The sequence below is a fragment of the Kocuria salina genome (genome assembly GCF_013368965.1).
GTDB classification, from domain to species: Bacteria; Actinomycetota; Actinomycetes; order Actinomycetales; family Micrococcaceae; genus Kocuria; species Kocuria rosea.
In genome coordinates this window covers 13,789-31,875 of the sequence record NZ_SSSF01000011.1, presented here as the reverse complement: position 1 = coordinate 31,875, position 18,087 = coordinate 13,789, and the positions used below count along the sequence as shown (strand labels likewise).

Here is an 18,087-nt window from a genome sequence, read left to right as displayed (position 1 = left end):
TTCTCCTCCTTTCAGGCCGCGGCCGGCACGAGGCCGGGGAGCTCAGCGGTGAGGTGGCGCATTAGAACTCCGCGATCACAGCCGCGGCAGCCAACTGCCACGCCCGTCGAGTGGGACCGGAGAGGTCCTGGGCGCGCATCCGGCCCTGCACCAGCGCTTGATCGAAAGGCACGATGTGGGCCGAGCGCACGATCGGGGCGAACTCGCCCACGATTTCCTGGGCTTTGAGGGAGTGCTGGGGATGAACCTCCGAGACGATCACCACCGCGTTGCGGGCCAGTTGTGCGGCGTGGCCCCCGCGGGCGTGGAGGGCCTGGAGGGAGTTGACCGCGCCTTGGGCCTTGTCCGACTCAGAGGTGGTGGCGATTACCACCTGGTCGGTGTGGTCGATCATCCGCGTGAAGTTCTCCCCGCGGGTCGAGTTGCCCGAGTCCATGATGATCAGCCGCCAGTTACGGGAGGCGACCTCATGCAGCAGGTCCACCTCGGCCCCGGTGATGCGGTGATCGTGTTCGGGTCGCTCGTCGGAGCGCAGCACGTCGAAAGCGTCCTCAGGCTGGTGGTGGACGAACGCGGCCAGATCGGCCTTGCTCGCCCCGGCCTTCAAGAACTCCGGGGCGGCAGTGATGAGGTCCAGCACCGTGGCGCTGTGTTCCCCCGAGTGGGTCCGCCACCCCAGGGTCCCCAATGACTCGTTGTTGTCCCAGGCCAGCACCCCGCCACCACCGGCTCGGGCCAGTTCAGAGGCCAGCCGGATCACCGTGGGCGTCTTGTTCGCCCCGCCCTTGGAGTTGAGTACGGCCACCGTGCGCGAACCAATCCAATGGCGCGACAGGGCATCCACCGCCGCGCGCTGGCGCAGCTCGGACTCGGAGGGTCCAACTTTGAGCCCGAACACCCGGTTGAGCCAGCCCTGCCAGCCCTGCTCGGCGGGGTCTGGAGTGACCGGGGAGTTGTTCTGCAAGAAGTTCGGGGTCTGTTCCCCAGCGCCGGCGGCGCTGAGGCTCTCCCCCGGCGGCGCCGACACCGGAGCTGTGGCGGGCACCTCTGGCTGGCCCTGTGTTGGCGGGACCGGGGGGTTCGCAACCAGGAACGGATTGCCCCCGGCGGGCTTCTCCGCGGTAGGAGCAGTAGCCTCAGCCGCGGCCTCCGCCCCTTCCGCCTGCGCCGGGGCGCTCTTCTCGACGTCCTGCGGGGCCGTCTCCTCCACATCCTCAGGGGCAACCTCATCGGGTGCGGCCGCTGCCGTGGACGCCAGCTCCTCAGCGGGCGCCTGTCGTGCCGGGGTCTCTTCGGTGGCCGGGGCCGGCGCGTTGGAGACCTGCCCATCGGCGGAGACCGTCAGCACGTGCATCCCCGAGGGGTCCAAGGTCACCGCCCGGGTCGGTTCCCCGGTCGATCCAGCGACCTCGCTGGAGAGCTTCACCAGCGCCCGCCGGGCCGAGGCCACGTTCTCGTGCTGCTCAGCCAGCTCCTCTTGGTCTGGGCCCATGGTGACCGTCATGGCTCCGGTCTCGGTGATCGTCGCGTGCAGCTCCATCACTTCTCCTTATCCTCGGGGGCCGTCGAAGCGTCCCCGTCCGTCGTCTTCTGCTCGTCCTGCTCCGTGCTCGCCTGCCCACTCGGGGTTGTTATCGGGTTCGGGGCGGTCTCGGTCACGGCGTACACCTGGCCGTTCTCCTCCACCACGGCCAGCCCACCGTCTGTGATCAGCACCGGCACCGAGGCTTTGGGGTCCCCGGCATCCAGGGCGGTACCCGCTCGGGAGAGCCGGGCGCTGGTCTCATCCCCGGTTCCTGTCACCCACAGGTGCCCAGCCGAGGCTTGGGCCGACTCCGGCAACACCGTCACCGTCACGGCCTCGAAATCCACCGACACCCGCCCCAGGGACACCAGTGCCCCGGCCGGGTCCCACTGCGGCTGGCCTGTCCCGGTGGAGCCCTTCACCGCCTCAGACACCAGCTGCGTCACCTCCGTCTTGCCCTCTCCGGCGGTGACCTCCAGGACCGCGACCTCACTGGTGCTCTTCTCCCCGGCGAACTGGGCCACCACCATTGACCCGTGCCCGGCCGGGAACGCCGCCACCTCCATGCCCTTGGGTACTTTCACGGTGGCCGGCTGCGGTAGCTCCGGGCTCTCATCGGTGATCTTCCACAACCGGCCGGTCTGCGCGTCCGCGGCGATCAAGGCCCCACCATCGGCAGCGACCGCTTCGGCCCCAGCGGGCACGATCCGCTTCTGGACGCTGTTGCCGGCCAGCACTCCGGCGGTCTGGTCCGCTCCAACGATCAGCGGCTCTCCACCCTCCAGCACCACCTCGGCGCGCTCGGGCAGCTGGACCTCAGTGAACTGCTCGCCGTCCTGGTCCATCACCGCCAACCGGCCCCCGCCCCCGGACACGGCCAGCCGCGGCGTACCGTTGTCGGTCCACACCGCCAGCCCGGTCGGCTCGAACGGGGCCGTCACGCGCTTGACCTCCCGCCCGGTCTCGGCCTGCCGGGTGACCACATCGCGGCCCTCGACGATCACCAACCGCCCTGCGGCGTCCTGGCGCACGGGCACCCGGTCCTCGGCCGGGGCCGACCACTTCGCGTAGGTGGACCACCCGGCCGGGGCCGCCACCGGCAGCTGGGTGGGCCCCGGCGCCGGCAGCACGACCTCGGCACTGGAGTCCTCCCCGAGCACCTGGGCACCCACCGGCACCGCGACCCCGGCCAACACGAACAATCCGGTCAGCGCGTAGCCGGCCTGCCGCTTGGTCAGCGTGCGCGGGTTCCACCGCCGGCCCCGCCGGATCTCACCGGCGGCCGCGGCCATGCTCCCGGTCCTCGCCACACCACCAGCACCCGAGGACGGGCCAGGCGCCTCGTGCAGCTCCACCAAGGTGCCCTCATCAACGTCCACGACCATCTGATACGTCTGGTTGTCATCGGTGATCCCCTCGACCCGGCACCGCCTCTTCCCCAAGGCCTCGCACACCGCCAACGCGGCATCACGAGCCGCCAAGGCCACCGACCCGGCCTCATCGACGGCGACCACCGACCGCTTGCCCCCACACACCGCCAGAGCCTCGTGGGAAGTCATCGTGACCACGATCAGCGGCCACCGGTGGACCACCCCACTCATCACTGCCCTCCCGTATGGGCGGGGTCCATGTCGCGCAGCTGATGCCCCACGACCTCCCACGCACCGTCATGCTTCTCCAGGTAGAGAGTCACCTGCCGCCGCCCCGTGCCCGGGGCCGGCTCCTCGTCGCGGCTGATCCAGCTCCAGGTCACGTCGTAGACCCGGATCGCCTTGTCCGCTGCCACGTCCCGGGCAGCGTCCCCGATCGCCGCCACCGCCCGAGCCTCGCTGTAAGCCCGGTGTTCGGAGGGCTTCAACCACGCGCCCTGCGAGGAATTGCGCTGCGGCTCGATCTGGTTGGCCGCCCATTCCTTAGACATCAACGGCTTGGCGCGGATCGCCGCGGCCGTCTCGGTGCGGTCGGTGGCCGTGTCCCAGGAGTGCAGCATCAGTGCGGTCGTGCGCGCGGTGGACTCCACATCGGAGCGGTCCGCATCCCCCGGCACCGGGAACGTGCCATCCCCCGGCACCGCCGGGGTCGCCGGGACAGTAGGGGTGCTGGCAGTGCTGCTGGAAGCGGCCGCACTCGTGGGAGAGGTGGTGGCCTGCTGGGACGTCTGCTCAGCGCCCGCCCCGCAGCCCGCCAGGGGCAGGGCGCACAGGATCAGGACAGCACTCAGACGGTGACGGTGGCGGATCATCTCGGCCACGCTCCCTTCTCTTTGAGGATCGGTTCGGGGTCGATGTTGTAGCCCTCGTAGGGGAAAACGACGTCTGGGGCGGAGGGCTTGTAAATCTCGAAGTGCAGGTGCGTGGCCACCGCTCCTAGGCCGGCCCGGTTGCCCTCGGTGCCGATCACGTCGCCGCGGGAGAGCTTCTGGCCCTTCTTCACCGCGTAGGAGTTCAGGTGGCAGAAGGCGAACCCGAAATCGGGATCGTCGCCGTTCTCCTTAGCGATCACGCACCCGTCTTCGTTGTTGAACCCGGTGATGCGCAGATCGGTCGGCGCGATCACCGGACCTCCCGAACCTGAGCCGGTACCGGGGGTGGCAATGTCCACGCCCACGTGGTCCTGGGCCCAGGCCGGCAAGCCCGGGACGTTACGCCGCCCGTAGCCGGAGGTGAACTTCCCGCCCGGCAACGGTGTGGTCCACTCTCCGTCGCCCAGGTCCCCGTCCCACTCCTTGGCACCGGTGGGCACCTCGCAATCCGCGGAGAACTCCACCTGCCCACCGTCGAGAATCGTGGTCACGTACTTTTGGGTCTCCGCGAACGGTGGCACCCCCTTGTGCTGGGCCACCGCACCGGGGCCGGCGTTGTAGGCGGCCAGCATCAGGCGCACCAGCTGGTCCGCGTCATCGCCGGCCAGGTCCTTCACCTCATCGCGCAGCGCAGCCATGTACCGCCCATAGGCCGGAATCGCGTCCTCGGGATCGGTGACGTCCCCACCCTGGCCGTACCGGGCCCAGGTATCAGGCATGAACTGCGCGACCCCCTGCGCCCCAGCGGAGCTACCAGCGTTGGGGTCCCAGTTGGACTCGGCTTTGAGCTGGGCAGCGACCACACTCACCGGCAACCCAGCCTCCTCAGCCGCCGCCTCCACCAACGGGCCCCAACCATTGGGAACGTTGATCAGACCGTCCTCGGACTCTTCGCCGGAGACCACCGCGGCCGGGGCGCAATCATCGGCCGAAGCCTGGGTCTGCGTCAGCACAGCCAGACCCGCCACACCGACCAGCGGCACCGCCGTCAGCAAGAGCGCACCCACGGTCACCGCGGTCACCAAGCCACCGCCTCCCTTGGACTCCTCGCTCACGCCAACCTCCGGTCCCATTAACAACCATTCAGGGTTATCCTCTATGAAAAGTATAACCCGTTTTATTCGCAGCGTGCGTCATCACGCTGTATCCGTTTAAGTGAGAGGACAGTGGAGAATGGGACGCATGCCAGCCCCGATCCAACCCCGAGGTCAGAGCGACGCAGTACATGCGGCAGCTGTGGCCTTGGGAAACACCGTGCGCCTCGCAATCATTCACGAGCTCGCGCGAGGCCCCGTCCTCGGCCCAGACCTCATCACCCGTCTCGGCCTGCCTTCAGGGACTGTGGGACCGCACCTGGAGCTCCTTCGAGGTCAAGGGGTCATCACGTCCACCCCGCAACCAGGAAGGGGCCGTCCCACACTTCACACGCTGGATATGGACAGGACCCGTGAGCTGTTGGATATCTGGACCGCGTATCTGCTGAGCCAAGACACGCTCTGACCTATCGCGGCACACCACTCCGACACATCTCCCTGAGGCGCTACTGGCCTTGTCGTCCGGCGGACATTTCCGGGGCGCCTACAGTGATGATATGTATGCAAACGACTGCTTCCCAATGTGTACTGCCGGCCTTCCATCGGCCGTGATCAGCGGCGAAAGCAATGCGCAAGGGGAGGGGCAATCGGCTATATCCCCTGTTTTTGTCCCTGACATAGGGGATGAGACCCCGGCCCTGCTCGGCTTCACCCAGCGGCTTGGCTAATGGAACCTATGAGTCGGCCATAAATAAGACACACCCCTCGGCGTTCTAGCGCTAGCAAAAGCTGTGTGAGAGGGTGAGCACATGAAGGAGTACACACCCCCCAAGCTGTTCGGGCAGCGCGTCGCACTCAACATGCGCGTTAAGCCCGCTCAGCACCGCCGTGTGGCGGAGCGGGCAGCTGCGCTGGGCCTGTCCCAGGCTGACTATGTGGGTGCTCTGGTTGATCGTGATTATGGGTTGCCGAACGTGATTGACGAGCGGCAAAACCAGGAGAAGGACCAACTACCTCTTGACCATTAAATGACTGACGGCCCGCCGTGGTGGGCGGGCCGTCTAAGTCAATCAGCTGTCGCTAGTTTGGCGACCGGGGACAGCTGGTTCAACAGCTAACTGAATGAGACCTAGCAATGAACCCATCACCAGGGGACTGTTGTGCCCCCTAGTGTAGCTGAGACGCGTCACCATGTGGAGTCCTCCCGGCTCCGTGCCGCCGACGTGACGTTGGCCGCTGACCTGCCAAAACCTCAGCACCCCCAAGAGTTCCCGTCGCGTACCCGTCGTGTGCGGGTGGAGCACGAGCGGTCCAAGGCTGTCGTGCTGCGGGCGGTGCCCACGGGATGCCAGCTCGCCAAGCACGTCGCCGCCTGGCGCCGGGCCGTGCTGGAGCACCCCAGCCTGGAGCTGATCCGTGCCGATGCCCGGGCGAACGTGCTGGCCGTGGTGGAGATCATCTGCCGCCAGCAGGACCCCGCCTCGCGCACCTGGCGCACGACCTGGGACTGGGTGGCCAACAAGATCGACCGCTCCCGTTCCACCGTGGCGCGGGTGATCCGCCACCTGCGCGAGGCCGGGCTGCTGGCCGTGGTCGCCACCGGCCGCAGCGCGGGGCGCACCCCGGCCGCCACCGGCCGCACCCAGGGCGAGGCCCCCGTCTACGCCCTCATCCACAACACCCCGCAACCGGCAGTGGAGCCTGTGGAACTAACTGACACCCCGGTCCCCACGAAGTGGGAGAGTCTTTCCCCGCACGCGCGCGAAGAGCTTTCCCCGAAGGACGCGGCTACGCCGCGACCGACCCGAAAGCGCGCCGCGCAGCGGCGCGAGGTGGTCGCCGCGCTGAGTCGTCGTACAGCCCCGCTGTGGCCCCGTCATGCAACGACGGAGCCTTTGACGAAGCGGGTGACCCGTCGGGCGCGGAAGGAGACTCAGCGGGCGGCTGCCCTGGAGCTCCAGCACGAAGCCATCGTCCTGCGCCAGCTCACCACCGCCCACGTCGTGAGCGTGTGCAAGCCGTTCTTCGAGGCCGGGTGGACCATCGCCGATGTGCTCACCGCCCTGGACTGGAGCCCCGCGGGCACCCGCTACGGCTTCCTGACCGTGGAAGGCATCGACAACCCCGGAGCCTGGCTCACCGCCCGCATGCGCGCCTGGACCCACACCGACGGCACCCCGATGCGGTCCCGCGACCAGCGTGTCGCCGCCGAGGCCGCCCAGCGCCGGGCGGCCGCACGGGCGGCCGCTGAACGCTACGCGGCCCGCACAGCGGCCGCCGCGGCCCTCCCCGCGTCCTCTTCCGCCCCTGGTCCCCGCCGGCCGTTCCGGCAACGCTTCGCCGCCCAGATCGCCGCCGGCCGCGCCGCCGCACCGCTAGCTTGATCCCGCCCCCAGCACAGGAGAACTGCCCCCCTCCCCCCCCCCCATGGCCGCACCTGCCTACCAGGGACCCGCCGGAGTGCTCCCCGGCGGTTCCCTGCCCGACCCAGTGCCGGCCGACACGCGGCTTCACCTTCCACCGCACCACGTACACGAACGCACACGTGTCCTACCCTGGGGACATCGATCAGCAACGGCCAGTACTCCTGCCGCAGATGGACGTATTCCTGCGTGCCACAGGAGTAGATGCTGATCGACGATGTTCCGCCACCTCCCCCGTGCGGGCATCGGACGGGCCCTGCCGCCCCCTCGACTAGGCAGGGCCCGCCCCCTTTTAAGCCAGGCACCCGGTAAAGGAGTCCACCGGGACCACAGCATCGGTCCCCATGGCAGACGAAAGACCGGGGATGATCCCCGGCCTTTCGGGTGAGATGCCTTTCACCGAGGCCCAGTGTCCTCCCCGTGCTGACGGGCGTCTACTCCCGTGACCACGGCGCCTCGGAAGGCCCTCAAGGGATGCACCGCGTTTCGATCCGGGAAACGCACTCCCGTACCCTTTTGCTGATGCGACAACGACAAAAGCGGAAGAGTCGTGCATTCCACGTACGGCAAGGGACCGCCCATGCCTTGGGGGCGCTGGGGGTCCTGGTCATAGGTGTGGCCGTGACCACGGCAGCGCTAGGCGCAATGGTCGGCCCCTCGGTGGACACCCTCCTCAGCAAACCGAAGTCCGAAGCCACCGATGCCCGCGAACAGCTCCAGCACGTGCTGGCCGCAGAGATGAGCTGGCACCATGCGGTGCTGGAAGACCTCGCCCCCACCCCGGCGGCCATGGCCGACACCGACCGCTACGTAGCCGGTGACATCGACCTCGACGAGCTCACCCGACGCTCCCAAGAACGCCGCGGACAACCGTAATCCTCCACCCCGAGAGCAACAGTGGACATCTGGCCCTCTAGGAAGCGTTGCCGTTCGGGGCGCAGTATTCATTGAGGTTTGCCCTGAGGACCTCCCCCAGCGACACCACCAACTAGGCGGAACTGCCCGCCGTGAGAGGAGTAGGTGGTTGTCTGCTGCGGTGCTGTGTCTAGGTAAGACCCAGTTCCGGCTCCTACCCTGGCTACGTCGATGCGCCGCCTGGAACCTGCTGGACGTGAAAGACAATCCACCGGCAGGCAGGTGCCCTCATCGATGTGCGTCCAGGCTTGGCCGCTTCATGGACGCACGGGGCCCCGCTGAATCCCATGGCGGGGCCCCACCTGCGGCATCGCAGATCACTCTGGTTGCCGGCACCCCCCACTGCGCGACCGCCCACACCGCCCCGGCGTCCTCTCCCGTGCCTGGCCCCCGCCGGCCGTTCCGGCAACGCTGGGCCGCCCAGATCGCCGCCGGCCAGAACCAAGCCGCCGGTGCCGTCTCGGCTCCGTAGCCGGGCCCCTTGGCGTGTCCGGTCGACGGGGAAGAATCCCCAGCATCAGCACTAGCCAAACCGTATATGTGTACGGGTCTATTGTGTTTGTGGGCTGATCTTTAGAATGTGTGTTCTATCCTGGCGGCATGAGACATCCAGTTCCGCTCACCATTGACCGCCCCGTGCTGGTCTCTGCGGTCCTGGTCCGAGTCCCGGCTGGCTTCCCCTCCCCTGCCCAGGACAGCTTCGACGACGGCCGGATCGACCTCAACGAGGTCCTGATCAGAGACGTCACCTCCACCTACGCCTTCCGGGTCACCGGAGACTCCATGGAAGGAGCCGGGATCTACCACGGGGATGAAATCCTCGTGGACCGATCCATCACCCCCAAACACGGCGATGTAGTGATCGCCGTCTACGACGACGAGTTCACCGTCAAACGCCTGCACGTCCACGACCACGGCGTGGTCCTCCACGCGGAGAATCCCGCCTATCCCGACATCACGATTCCCTCGATGACCCAGCTCCAGGTATGGGGTGTGGTGACCTACTCAATCCACCACGTCCACTCCCGGAAACTGCACTAGCCGGGCCCAAACAAGGTGATGACCCGTGATTGCCCTGGTGGACGTCAACAACTTCTATGCCTCCAGCGAGGCACTGTTCGAGCCCTCCCTGGCCGGCAAACCGCTGGTGGTGCTTTCCAACAACGACGGCTGCGTCGTCGCCCGCTCCCCCGAAGCCAAAGCCCTGGGGATCAAGATGGGCGACCCCTGGTTCCAGCTGCGCGCCGACGCGAAACGGTGGGGGCTGATCAAACGCTCCTCCAACTATCAGCTCTACGCCGACCTGTCCGAGCGGGTGATGCTGCTGCTGGCCCGCCACGCGATGGGTCAGGAGGTGTACTCCATCGACGAGTGCTTCCTCCTCCCCCCGCACGGCACTCCGGCCGAGCAGGTGCGGTGGGCCCGCCGGCTGCAGGCCACCGTGGCCCGCAACGTCGGCCTACCGGTGAGCATCGGGATCGCCAGTTCGAAGACACGGGCGAAGATCGCCACCGAGGCCGCGAAGAAGCTGCCCGCCACCGGTGGAGTCGTCCACTGGGACCAGGCCCCGGACGGGTACTGGGACCGACTCATGGCCGCCCTGCCGGTCACCGAGGTCTGGGGGATCGCCGGGCGGCTGGCGAAACGCCTGGAGGCAATGGGCATCGAGACCATCGCGCAGCTGCGTGATGCGGATCCGGTGGCTATCCGGCATAAGTTCTCCGTGGTGCAGATGCGCACAGTGCTCGAGCTCAACGGCTTCCCCGCGATCCCCGTGGAGGACGAGGTGGCGACCAAGCAGCAGATCCTGGTCTCCCGGTCCTTCCCGGACCCGATTCATGACCCGGAGATCGTCGGGGCCGCGGTGGCCGAGTTCGCCCAACGTGCCTCCCGCCGGCTGCGCAAAGAAGGCGAGGTTGCCGGACGCTTCACCGTCTTCGCCAGCACCTCCCCGCATCGGCCCGGGCCAGCCCACAATGTCTCCGCGCACGTGCGGCTGGCTGTGCCTACCAATGAACCCACGCCCCTGGTGGCCGCCGCCCGGGCGGCCCTGGTGCCCAAGCTGGTGCATGGGATGCAGTACATGCGCGCCGGCATTCTCTGCATGGATTTGGCACCCGAGGGGGCCGTGCCTGTTCTGCCGGGGGTACTCGATCAGCCTGCCCCGATCGGGGAGCTCATCGACGCCGTGAACCGTCGTTTCGGCACCGGCACCCTCGCCCTGGGCCGATTCGGCGGCCACTCCCCCGCCCCCTGGGGCAATCGCCAAGCAGACCTCTCTCCTCGCTACACCACCGACTGGGACGAACTTCGCACCGTCTCCTAGACACATGCTTCTTCGCTGAGCCGCACTAGGACTGACCTACTCCCCCAGCCGATCAAGGCGACAGTCCTCCTTGGGGCTGGGTCGGCAGACGATGGCTGCCGCACATTTCTTCGGCCCTGGCGGGCCTCCAAAATGATTGCCCAAGGGAAGCCGCGGGAACCTCCGAGCCCGGACTGGACCGCGATCACTACCAGCACCATGCTTGCGGTCGAGGTGACACACAACCCTGGTGGGTAAAAGGACTTTTTGGAATAAATGGAGGTAAATCTTCCGATTAGATGGTTCGAGGGGGTGAAGACGTCCAGGGAAGACGGAAGCCTTGGGGCTCCGCCCAGCACCCTGAGCGCCGACGACTCAGTGGCTCTGTGGGCAGCGGAGTCCACGAGATGCAGCAGAGTGAGGCGGGCCGGCATCCTCGCGCGCGTCGACGCATGTGTGCCCTGCTGAAGCTTTAGGAGGGTGAGCATGTCGCTGCACGAAGAAGGAGCCCAACATGAAAATCGTCGGCATGATCCAATCCACGGCGACCCAGCAGGTGAAGCTAAGGGTGAGGATTGCGTTGCCGCTCGCGAGCAGCTGCTCGCTCCCATCCCCGAGGGAATCGAGTCACTCCATGTTCGCAGGGACTCATAGATGGCCGCCCTTCCGCGTGGTGTCAACGCTGATGCTGACGCCCACCGCCGACTACTCGTTCCTGAGGCTTTTGTCCGCCTGGCCATTCCCGACATTCCACAGATCCTCAAAATCATCCATTTACACTATTTACTCCAATTACGTAATGGAATAAATTTAGAGCAGAAGTACCGAAGTCAGACCAGTTGGCGAGGATGGCCTCACTACTTCGACGTCACACACGTGCTCTATCCCCACGGTGTTCCCGGTGACGGCACCGCCGCAGTCGTTGCCGTCCTTGACGACGACGGTGCCGTCGCCGGGTACAGCCTCTACGTCCAAGACCCGCTCTTCCCCTGAGCCCAGGAGGGCATCATGACCACCATCACCCTCTACATCCTCCCCGGGTGTGTGGACTGCCAGGCCGCCGGCCAGGCCATGGACCGCAAGGACATCCCCTTCGGCCTGATCAATGTCGCCTCCCTGCCCGCGGCCGCCGACTTCCTCCGCGGCCTGGGCTACCAGGGAGTGCCCGTGACCGTGGTCCGCGACGACGACGGCACCGTCTGCGACCACTGGCACGGTCTGCGCCCGGACAAGCTCTACGCCCTGGTGCGACAGCGCGCCCAGCTGACCTAACCCGTCGACCGCAGATCCACGGCACCCCCCCCCACGACCGGCCCACGCGAAGTTCGCCCGCCCCCAGGAGGACGCCATGACCATCCAGCCCGAACATCCAACCAGCAAGCACCGGGCGACCGCCCAAGAAGCGGCACGGGCCGCCCAGGAGGTCCTGGCCAAGATTGAAAAGCTGCGCGCAGCCGCCCAGGCCGCCGCTGACAGCGAGAAGTGCACCCAGTGGCTCACCCGCCACGCCCAGCATCTGGAGGAACTGGCGCGGAAGGCCCAGCACCTTGCGGATGCCGCCACCGAGGCGTGCGTCAACGCCGGCCACCTCGACGGGGAGCACCTGGTGGAGGTCACCGCCACCGCCTGCCGCGCCCGGGACGACCTCTACCGCGTGTACTTCTCCATCACCGCGTGAGACGCTTGCACACACCTGTGCATTCCATTTACTTAACGCCTCCATTTACTAAACTGAGGCAAACACTCAAAGGAGGCACCGTATGGACATCCTTGCCACCGTGCTGCAGAAGGGTGGCGTGGGCAAGACCACCACGGCCTACCACCTCATCCGTGCCGCCCAGCGGGCGGACAGGCGCGTCCTCGCCATCGACATGGACCCGCAGGGCAACCTCACCACCGCCCTGACCCCCGAGCGGCTGCCCCTGGATGAGGTCAGCCTGGCCGATGTCATCAATCCCCAGCAGGCACCGGGGGAGGAGCCCGTCACCTTGGCCGACGTTATCGTGGCGACCATCTGGCCCGGGGTGGATCTGGCCCCCACCGTGGGGCGGGCCCTGGCGATCATCGAGCAAGACCTCACCCAGGCCCCCCGCACCGAGGAACGCGCCCGGACCCTCCAGCGCGCCCTGCAGGGGGTGGGGGAGCGCTACGACCTGGTCATCATCGACTGCCCGCCGAATCTGGGCATGCTCACCGTCAACGCCCTGGTGGCCGCCCACGGGGCCGTGCTGGTCACCGAGGCCGGCCTGTTCGCCGCCGACGGGGTGGCCCTGATGCGCGACACCATCGGCTCCGTCCAGCAGCACTACAACCCCGACCTCACGATCCGCGGGGTGCTGCTCAACAAGTGGGAACCGGCGACCCTGGCCGGGCGCGAATGGCGCCTGACCCTCCAAGAAGCCCTGGGGGAGCAGCTGCTGGACCCGCCCATTCCCAAGCGCGCGGTGATCCGCGACGCCATCGAGACCGGTGATGCCCTGGACCGTATCAAGGGCGGCCAGTCCATGGCCGAGCTCTACACCCGCCACCTGGCCAAGATCACCGACCGGTAAGCCCGGCCGGCACGAAAGGAACGACCCCCACCATGAGCACCACAGGACGCCGCCGGAAATCCACCTTCCTCACCGGCCAAGACGCCGTCGCCCCCTCCATTACCGACACCACCGCCCCCGCCGCACCTACACCGGCACCGGAGGTTGCGGCACCCGCCGCACCACAGGAGACGGTGCCGCCACCTGCAGACGAGCAGCAAAAGGGTGAGCAGAAGAAGGGCAACGCCACGGACACCCGCCGTCGCCTCCAGGTCCAGATGGACATCGACGACCTCGCCGAACTGCGCTCGGCCTACAACCACGTCGCCCAGCGCGGGCAGACCCTCAGCGACTTCGTCGCCGGCATCATCACCGACCGGATCCACCAATACCGCGACGAGGTCAACGACGGGCGGCCTTTCGGCGGTGCAGGCACCGTGACCCGGGGCAGGCCTCCGAAGTATTGAAGGCTCGACCGCCACGATCGGCAATCTCGGGGGAACGGGAGCTGTCCAAGAACGGTGGGTCCAGTGCTTTTCTGCGCATGGCCCCTCATCCGAATGTCTTGTAGGGGCCCGCTGCGAACTGAGGACTCCCCAGATCGCGGTTCGCTCGCACCTCCGGCGGGTCGGGTCGGAAGTGCATCACCTTGAAGAAGCAGTGAGTAAACGGAATAAATGGAATAAATGGCTGTAATGGGATAAAGTGAGATTGTGCCTGTCTGGCTCGAGCCGGGTTGCACAGAACTGGGCAGGACAATCGCACTCGTAGCTCACCGTGGGAGGAATTATGGTTGGCCCCAAGATCGTCGTCAGCAGCCACCCTGACATGATCGCCACCATCGCCGGGACCCTCGGTTACATGCCGCAGGATTCCATCGTTCTGTACTTCTACGGAGGCGCGCGACCCGGCCCGGTCCACCGCTTTGATGCCCCCATGCCGGACCAGATGGCCGGGTTCGGGACCTCCCTGGAGCAGCTGTTCCACGGCCAGCGGGTGGATGCCACGGGCGTCTACATCTACCTCTTCAGCGATGACCTGGACCAGGAGCAGGCCCGCTATCTCGGCGCCGGACTGGTCGGGGAGGCTCTCGCTGCGGCGACAGGTGCCGACGTTGCTGACGCCGTCCGGGTGACCTCGGCGGGCTGGGAATCCCTGCTCCACACCGGCTCGAAGGGAAGCGCTGAGCAGATCGCCCAGTCTGTTGACCTCATCGCCTGGGCCAGTGACGAGCGGATCGTCTCAGCATCTCAGAGGGGATCTGTCGAGCCCCCGGCCTATCGTGCCGATGAGGCCGTAGCCGCCCACGTGGCGATGTACCGCGCCGGCTACGGCTACCTCGCGGCAGTGCACGCGCAAGAACTGTGGGAACAGCGGCATCCTTCCGGAAGGGAGCTGGCCGGGCTGTGGGAGCAGCTGATCGCCGGGGACCGCGGGGAAACGGTGGAGCGGCTCGCCGCCGCCCTGGTCTATCCGTCCGCAGCGCGCTTTGCCGTTTGCGCGGTGACGGCAGACCCCGGAAGCGCCAACTTCGAGCTGACCTGGCTGCGGACCCTGGGAGTGACGGATGTGCCCGGGGGAGTGGTGGATCCCGACCCGGCCCGGGCACAAGCCGTGCGTGACGGCTTGCACGCTGTGGCGGGGTGCACGCCCGTTACCGACCGCGCCCACGTGTTCGCCCTGCTGGGCCTGCTCGCCTGGATGAACGGCCACGGCGCCGATGCCATCGAATGGCTCGACATGGCCGGCGAGGTTGAGGCCGCCGACGAGAATGGTGTCAGCAAGGCTCCCCTGGTGACCATCGTGATGGCGGCAATGAACACCCTCGGCGTCCACCCCGCCGCCAGCAAACGGCAGACGTAGCCAATCATGAGAACAGGGCACTTCGGGCCGGTGCTGCCCAAACAGCACTCACGCCGTGAAGGATTCCCACCGACCGGACTCCTTGGTGCACCGATTTCACCCGGTGAGATGATGGCCAGGATGCATAGCTTGGAAAGGGATGAGCTGAAGAAACCGCACCCCGGGGCGATAGCAGGTCACCGGATCCAGAACCGGAGTGATGAGAGTTGCTGCCAACTTCGCATGATGCGCCCCACCGGCAAGGGGCTGTTGTGGCACACCTTCGTGTGATGAATGGCCATGGCTAGCGGCAGAGTCCCAGACCCAGCGACGGCCTCGGGCGTGAGCCCAGGCCGCCGGCGCAACATGCAAGCCATTCGCCGACGTGATACCGGCCCAGAGCGTGCTTTGCGGTCAGCCCTGCATGCAGCCGGGTACCGCTACCGCTGTGATCTGCGGATAGATCTGTCCGGCGCCCGGGTGCGCCCAGACATCGTCTTCACACGCCGGAAGGTTGCCGTGTTCGTGGACGGGTGCTTCTGGCATTCCTGCCCCGAGCATGGCCGGCAGCCGGCCGTGAACAGCGGGTACTGGTCACCGAAGCTGCAGGGGAACCGGGACCGCGACCGGCGCAATACCCAGGCGCTTGAACAGGCGGGATGGGTGGTCGTGCGCGTGTGGGAGCACGAGCCGGTTGCCGAAGCGATGGGCGCGGTCACGGCCGCTTTATCAGGCCGCTGACCGCCCGGCACTGCCTGGGTAATGCACGGTGGAAGGCCGGATCCCCCGCTTCAGTTAAGCTAAGTTGTCCAGCCGCAGGTCCGAACCAGAGGCCATAGCTGGGTGAATCTACCGCCACCTTGCCGGGTGCAGGCCCACCCCATGCATAACCCAGGAGGTCGCGGGAATGGAAACCCGCAGCTAGTCGGGGCCATGCGGCAAGATTGCGGCCGGTAGCCGGGGCTGATTCTGTCCCACGGACTGAGGCAATAAGGGAGTGTGTAAGCGTGTCGCATGACGTCGTGGAGATCTGCGCCGGTGCCGGAGGGCAGGCTCTGGGCCTGGAACGGGCCGGCTTCAGTCATGCGCTGGCCGTGGAGCTCGATAACTATCCCGTCGAGACCCTGCGAATGAACCGCCCTAAGTGGAAGGTCGCCCAGGGCGATGTCGCCGACCCTGCCGTATGGACACCTGAGGATTACCAGGGGGTGTCCCTGCTGGCTGGCGGGGTTCCCTGCCCTCCGTTTTCGATCGCTGGCAAGCAGCTAGGCACGGCCGATGAGCGGGATCTCTTCGCCTGGGCCGTGGAATTGTGCGACCGTGTGCAGCCGCGGGCGTTAATGCTCGAGAACGTGCGCGGGCTGTCGATGCCGCGGTTCGCCGCTTACCGCCAGGCGGTGCTGGATCGGCTGGCGGAGGCTGGATACGTCGGGGACTGGAAGCTGCTGCAGGCGTCTGATTACGGGGTGCCGCAGCTGCGGCCGCGGTTCGTGCTGGTGGCTCTTAAAGAGGAGGACGCCCCGTACTTCCAGTGGCCCGAACCCGCTACCCACCAGGTTTCCGTGGGCGAGACGCTACGAGATCTGATGGCCTCCAATGGCTGGCACCATGCGGGCGAATGGGCTGATGCGGTCACCGGGATCGCCCCCACCATTGTCGGCGGCAGCAAGAAACACGGTGGTGCCGACCTGGGCCCGACACGGGCCAAGCGGGCGTGGCGGGCCATGCACGTGGATGCCATGGGCGTGGCCAATCACGCCCCGCTGCCCGATGATCCGCACTTTCTGGAGAAGCCGCCGAAGCTGACGGTGGAGATGGTGGCCCGCCTGCAGGGCTGGAACGGCAAGACCAAGTGGGACTTCGCCGGGCGGAAAACTGCCCAGTACCGGCAGATCGGCAACGCGTTCCCACCGCCTCTGGCCGAGGCCGTGGGCCGCTCGATCAGGGCCGCTCTCGATCACGAGACTGAAGTCCAGGGCGCCCGGGAGGTTGCCGAGCGCAGCATCCACGACGACGTCTACCGCGCCCTGCGGGAAGCCGAAGAGTTTGTGGCCCTGGAAGACCTGGTCAAGCGCCTGGCACAGTCCTACGGACTCGCGGAACTGGAGAAGCGCCTGGCCAACCTGGATAAGGACTTCGTCATCGAGACAAAAAAGACGAGGAAAGGCCTGGCTTACCGGCTCGGCGAGTTCAAGGCATTCACCGGCCAGGCTGACCATCATCGCCACCTGGCCTTCGCTCAATCGGCTGCACGCTCCAGGATCAGCTAAAGAACCGAGACAGCGTTTTGCTTACTCTTGGATCCGCGCCAAGAGTAACTAGTGGCCACTCTTTGAGGTCATTGGGCGGTTGGCTTTCTGGAGGATGTCGGTGCTGTTTTTGGTCCAGGCGAAGAAGTGGCGGCGGTCATTTCAGCCGGTGATGACGGCCCAGATCTCCTTGTCGGACTTGGCCACTGAATCGGCTCGGGAGGGATTACCAGCCTATGGCACCTGTGAGGATTCCGGGCGCGGTGCCATTCAATACTGGTGACAGGACCGGGATGCCGGGACGCAGTTCTTCCTGAGGAACATCTAGCCGGCAGGACTCCCAGCGGCCGAAGGAACCGGAATCGGAGGGGACCTGCGCGGCAATCCACGGCGCCGGGACGGTGGCGATGGCGTCCAGGTCCAGCTCCGGCGTCAGGCGGACCACTGTTAGACACCACCAAGGGTCGCGCCGCATCGTTTCGTACTCGTGCCGGGAAAGGTAGACCGAGAGCCTCCCGCGCCGTAGCGTCGATTTCACCTCTAGGTGGGCTACCTCGCTGAACCATGACACACAGATGTCGTAGCCATACCCATCGGAGCGCGCCGCCACGTGGTCCACCTGGCACGTGGTGGACTCTGCGAGCAGCTTGACGAGGGCGAGCTCTCCGGCGGCACCGATGCGTGCGCGTTCTGCTGTGTCCACCTTGCCCCACATCCCATGGACACGCGCATAGGCGGTATCCGGGGAGAGCCCGAGGATGGCAGCGGCCTGCAAGGCATCGACTGGGATCTCGTCGGGTCCGCGGACGAGGACGTCTGCGTCTCGCAGCCAGCCCGTCTCGCTGCTGGAAACGACGGCGTCGAACAAAAATTCGTCCACGGGGACCCCTGGACCGGGCCCGGTGAGCAGACCGTTGTCGGAGAGCCAGGTGTATGCCGCCTCGTATTGTGAGGGTGTGAG

At 66.8% G+C, this 18,087-nt stretch carries 18 protein-coding genes; 13 read left to right on the top strand and 5 right to left on the bottom strand.

The genetic code is table 11. The features are described 5' to 3' along the window. Nucleotides 1-61: 61 nt before the first annotated feature. Genes E7Z53_RS17270 through E7Z53_RS17255 form a run of 4 tightly spaced genes read right to left on the bottom strand, consistent with a single transcriptional unit; the run spans nt 62 to nt 4,882 of the window. Nucleotides 62-1,540: a chromosome partitioning protein ParA gene (locus tag E7Z53_RS17270; protein ID WP_176338373.1), complete on the bottom strand. Its 1,479-nt coding sequence runs from the start codon at nt 1,538-1,540 to the stop codon at nt 62-64. Next, nucleotides 1,540-3,126 carry a hypothetical protein gene (locus E7Z53_RS17265; protein ID WP_176338372.1) on the bottom strand — a complete coding sequence of 529 codons (1,587 nt, stop codon included), beginning with the start codon at nt 3,124-3,126 and terminating at the stop codon, nt 1,540-1,542. The genes E7Z53_RS17270 and E7Z53_RS17265 overlap by 1 nt, the downstream gene beginning before the upstream one ends. Then, nucleotides 3,126-3,767 (bottom strand): hypothetical protein, encoded by a 642-nt coding sequence (locus tag E7Z53_RS17260; RefSeq protein ID WP_176338407.1) that lies wholly within the window; start codon nt 3,765-3,767, stop codon nt 3,126-3,128. Before E7Z53_RS17260 ends, E7Z53_RS17265 begins: the two co-directional genes overlap by 1 nt. After that, on the bottom strand, nt 3,764-4,882 hold the full coding sequence (locus E7Z53_RS17255) for a transglycosylase SLT domain-containing protein (RefSeq protein ID WP_369598013.1): 1,119 nt from the start codon (nt 4,880-4,882) through the stop codon (nt 3,764-3,766). The genes E7Z53_RS17260 and E7Z53_RS17255 overlap by 4 nt, the downstream gene beginning before the upstream one ends. A gap of 788 nt (nt 4,883-5,670) precedes the next feature. Here E7Z53_RS17255 and E7Z53_RS17245 point away from each other — a divergent pair. From E7Z53_RS17245 to E7Z53_RS17185, 13 genes are all read left to right on the top strand, one after another. Continuing rightward, a complete protein-coding gene (locus tag E7Z53_RS17245; RefSeq protein WP_082157287.1) occupies nt 5,671-5,889 on the top strand; it encodes a hypothetical protein in 219 nt (72 codons plus the stop codon). A gap of 267 nt (nt 5,890-6,156) precedes the next feature. Next, entirely contained in the window at nt 6,157-7,245 is a 1,089-nt protein-coding gene (locus E7Z53_RS17240; protein WP_176338369.1) for a hypothetical protein, read from the top strand. 660 nt (nt 7,246-7,905) lie between these two features. Beyond that, the gene (locus E7Z53_RS20895; RefSeq protein WP_176338368.1) at nt 7,906-8,160 is read left to right on the top strand and encodes an antitoxin VbhA family protein; all 255 of its coding nucleotides are present in this window, start codon (nt 7,906-7,908) and stop codon (nt 8,158-8,160) included. Between the two features lie 639 nt (nt 8,161-8,799). Then, on the top strand, nt 8,800-9,240 hold the full coding sequence (locus E7Z53_RS17230; RefSeq protein ID WP_062737464.1) for a LexA family protein: 441 nt from the start codon (nt 8,800-8,802) through the stop codon (nt 9,238-9,240). A 25-nt stretch (nt 9,241-9,265) separates the two neighbouring features. After that, nucleotides 9,266-10,525 (top strand): Y-family DNA polymerase, encoded by a 1,260-nt coding sequence (locus tag E7Z53_RS17225; RefSeq protein ID WP_369598012.1) that lies wholly within the window; start codon nt 9,266-9,268, stop codon nt 10,523-10,525. Nucleotides 10,526-11,158: 633 nt separating this feature from the next. After that, the gene (locus E7Z53_RS17220; RefSeq protein WP_176338367.1) at nt 11,159-11,497 is read left to right on the top strand and encodes a hypothetical protein; all 339 of its coding nucleotides are present in this window, start codon (nt 11,159-11,161) and stop codon (nt 11,495-11,497) included. 15 nt (nt 11,498-11,512) lie between these two features. Then, the gene (locus E7Z53_RS17215; protein ID WP_176338366.1) at nt 11,513-11,776 is read left to right on the top strand and encodes a glutaredoxin domain-containing protein; all 264 of its coding nucleotides are present in this window, start codon (nt 11,513-11,515) and stop codon (nt 11,774-11,776) included. A gap of 76 nt (nt 11,777-11,852) precedes the next feature. Beyond that, nucleotides 11,853-12,182, top strand: coding sequence for a hypothetical protein (locus E7Z53_RS17210; protein WP_176338365.1), 330 nt, complete (start codon nt 11,853-11,855; stop codon nt 12,180-12,182). Nucleotides 12,183-12,264: 82 nt separating this feature from the next. Continuing rightward, the gene (locus E7Z53_RS17205; RefSeq protein ID WP_176338364.1) at nt 12,265-13,056 is read left to right on the top strand and encodes a ParA family protein; all 792 of its coding nucleotides are present in this window, start codon (nt 12,265-12,267) and stop codon (nt 13,054-13,056) included. A 32-nt stretch (nt 13,057-13,088) separates the two neighbouring features. Continuing rightward, nucleotides 13,089-13,502, top strand: coding sequence for a hypothetical protein (locus tag E7Z53_RS17200; protein WP_176338363.1), 414 nt, complete (start codon nt 13,089-13,091; stop codon nt 13,500-13,502). Nucleotides 13,503-13,863: 361 nt separating this feature from the next. Continuing rightward, complete coding sequence (locus tag E7Z53_RS17195; RefSeq protein WP_176338362.1) at nt 13,864-14,898, top strand: DUF4192 family protein; 1,035 nt, start codon at nt 13,864-13,866, stop codon at nt 14,896-14,898. A 273-nt stretch (nt 14,899-15,171) separates the two neighbouring features. Continuing rightward, complete coding sequence (locus E7Z53_RS17190; protein ID WP_176338361.1) at nt 15,172-15,618, top strand: very short patch repair endonuclease; 447 nt, start codon at nt 15,172-15,174, stop codon at nt 15,616-15,618. Nucleotides 15,619-15,884: 266 nt separating this feature from the next. Further along, nucleotides 15,885-17,147, top strand: a complete 1,263-nt coding sequence (locus E7Z53_RS17185) for a DNA cytosine methyltransferase (RefSeq protein WP_369598011.1) — start codon at nt 15,885-15,887, stop codon at nt 17,145-17,147. Nucleotides 17,148-17,352: 205 nt separating this feature from the next. Here the strand turns inward: E7Z53_RS17185 and E7Z53_RS17180 are convergent, their stop codons facing one another. After that, on the bottom strand, nt 17,353-18,006 hold the full coding sequence (locus tag E7Z53_RS17180) for a protein NO VEIN domain-containing protein (RefSeq protein WP_176338360.1): 654 nt from the start codon (nt 18,004-18,006) through the stop codon (nt 17,353-17,355). Nucleotides 18,007-18,087 lie beyond the last annotated feature (81 nt).

Excerpts from the sequence above, each read along its gene's own strand:
- E7Z53_RS17200 (WP_176338363.1), top strand. The coding sequence starts at position 13,089 with ATGAGCACCACAGGACGCCGCCGGAAATCCACCTTCCTCACCGGCCAA.
- E7Z53_RS17195 (WP_176338362.1), top strand. The coding sequence starts at position 13,864 with ATGATCGCCACCATCGCCGGGACCCTCGGTTACATGCCGCAGGATTCC.
- E7Z53_RS17220 (WP_176338367.1), top strand. The coding sequence starts at position 11,159 with ATGGCCGCCCTTCCGCGTGGTGTCAACGCTGATGCTGACGCCCACCGC.
- E7Z53_RS17190 (WP_176338361.1), top strand. The coding sequence starts at position 15,172 with ATGGCCATGGCTAGCGGCAGAGTCCCAGACCCAGCGACGGCCTCGGGC.
- E7Z53_RS17270 (WP_176338373.1), bottom strand. The coding sequence starts at position 1,540 with ATGGAGCTGCACGCGACGATCACCGAGACCGGAGCCATGACGGTCACC.
- E7Z53_RS17265 (WP_176338372.1), bottom strand. The coding sequence starts at position 3,126 with ATGAGTGGGGTGGTCCACCGGTGGCCGCTGATCGTGGTCACGATGACT.
- E7Z53_RS17245 (WP_082157287.1), top strand. The coding sequence starts at position 5,671 with ATGAAGGAGTACACACCCCCCAAGCTGTTCGGGCAGCGCGTCGCACTC.
- E7Z53_RS17210 (WP_176338365.1), top strand. The coding sequence starts at position 11,853 with ATGACCATCCAGCCCGAACATCCAACCAGCAAGCACCGGGCGACCGCC.
- E7Z53_RS17260 (WP_176338407.1), bottom strand. The coding sequence starts at position 3,767 with ATGATCCGCCACCGTCACCGTCTGAGTGCTGTCCTGATCCTGTGCGCC.
- E7Z53_RS17215 (WP_176338366.1), top strand. The coding sequence starts at position 11,513 with ATGACCACCATCACCCTCTACATCCTCCCCGGGTGTGTGGACTGCCAG.
- E7Z53_RS17230 (WP_062737464.1), top strand. The coding sequence starts at position 8,800 with ATGAGACATCCAGTTCCGCTCACCATTGACCGCCCCGTGCTGGTCTCT.
- E7Z53_RS17205 (WP_176338364.1), top strand. The coding sequence starts at position 12,265 with ATGGACATCCTTGCCACCGTGCTGCAGAAGGGTGGCGTGGGCAAGACC.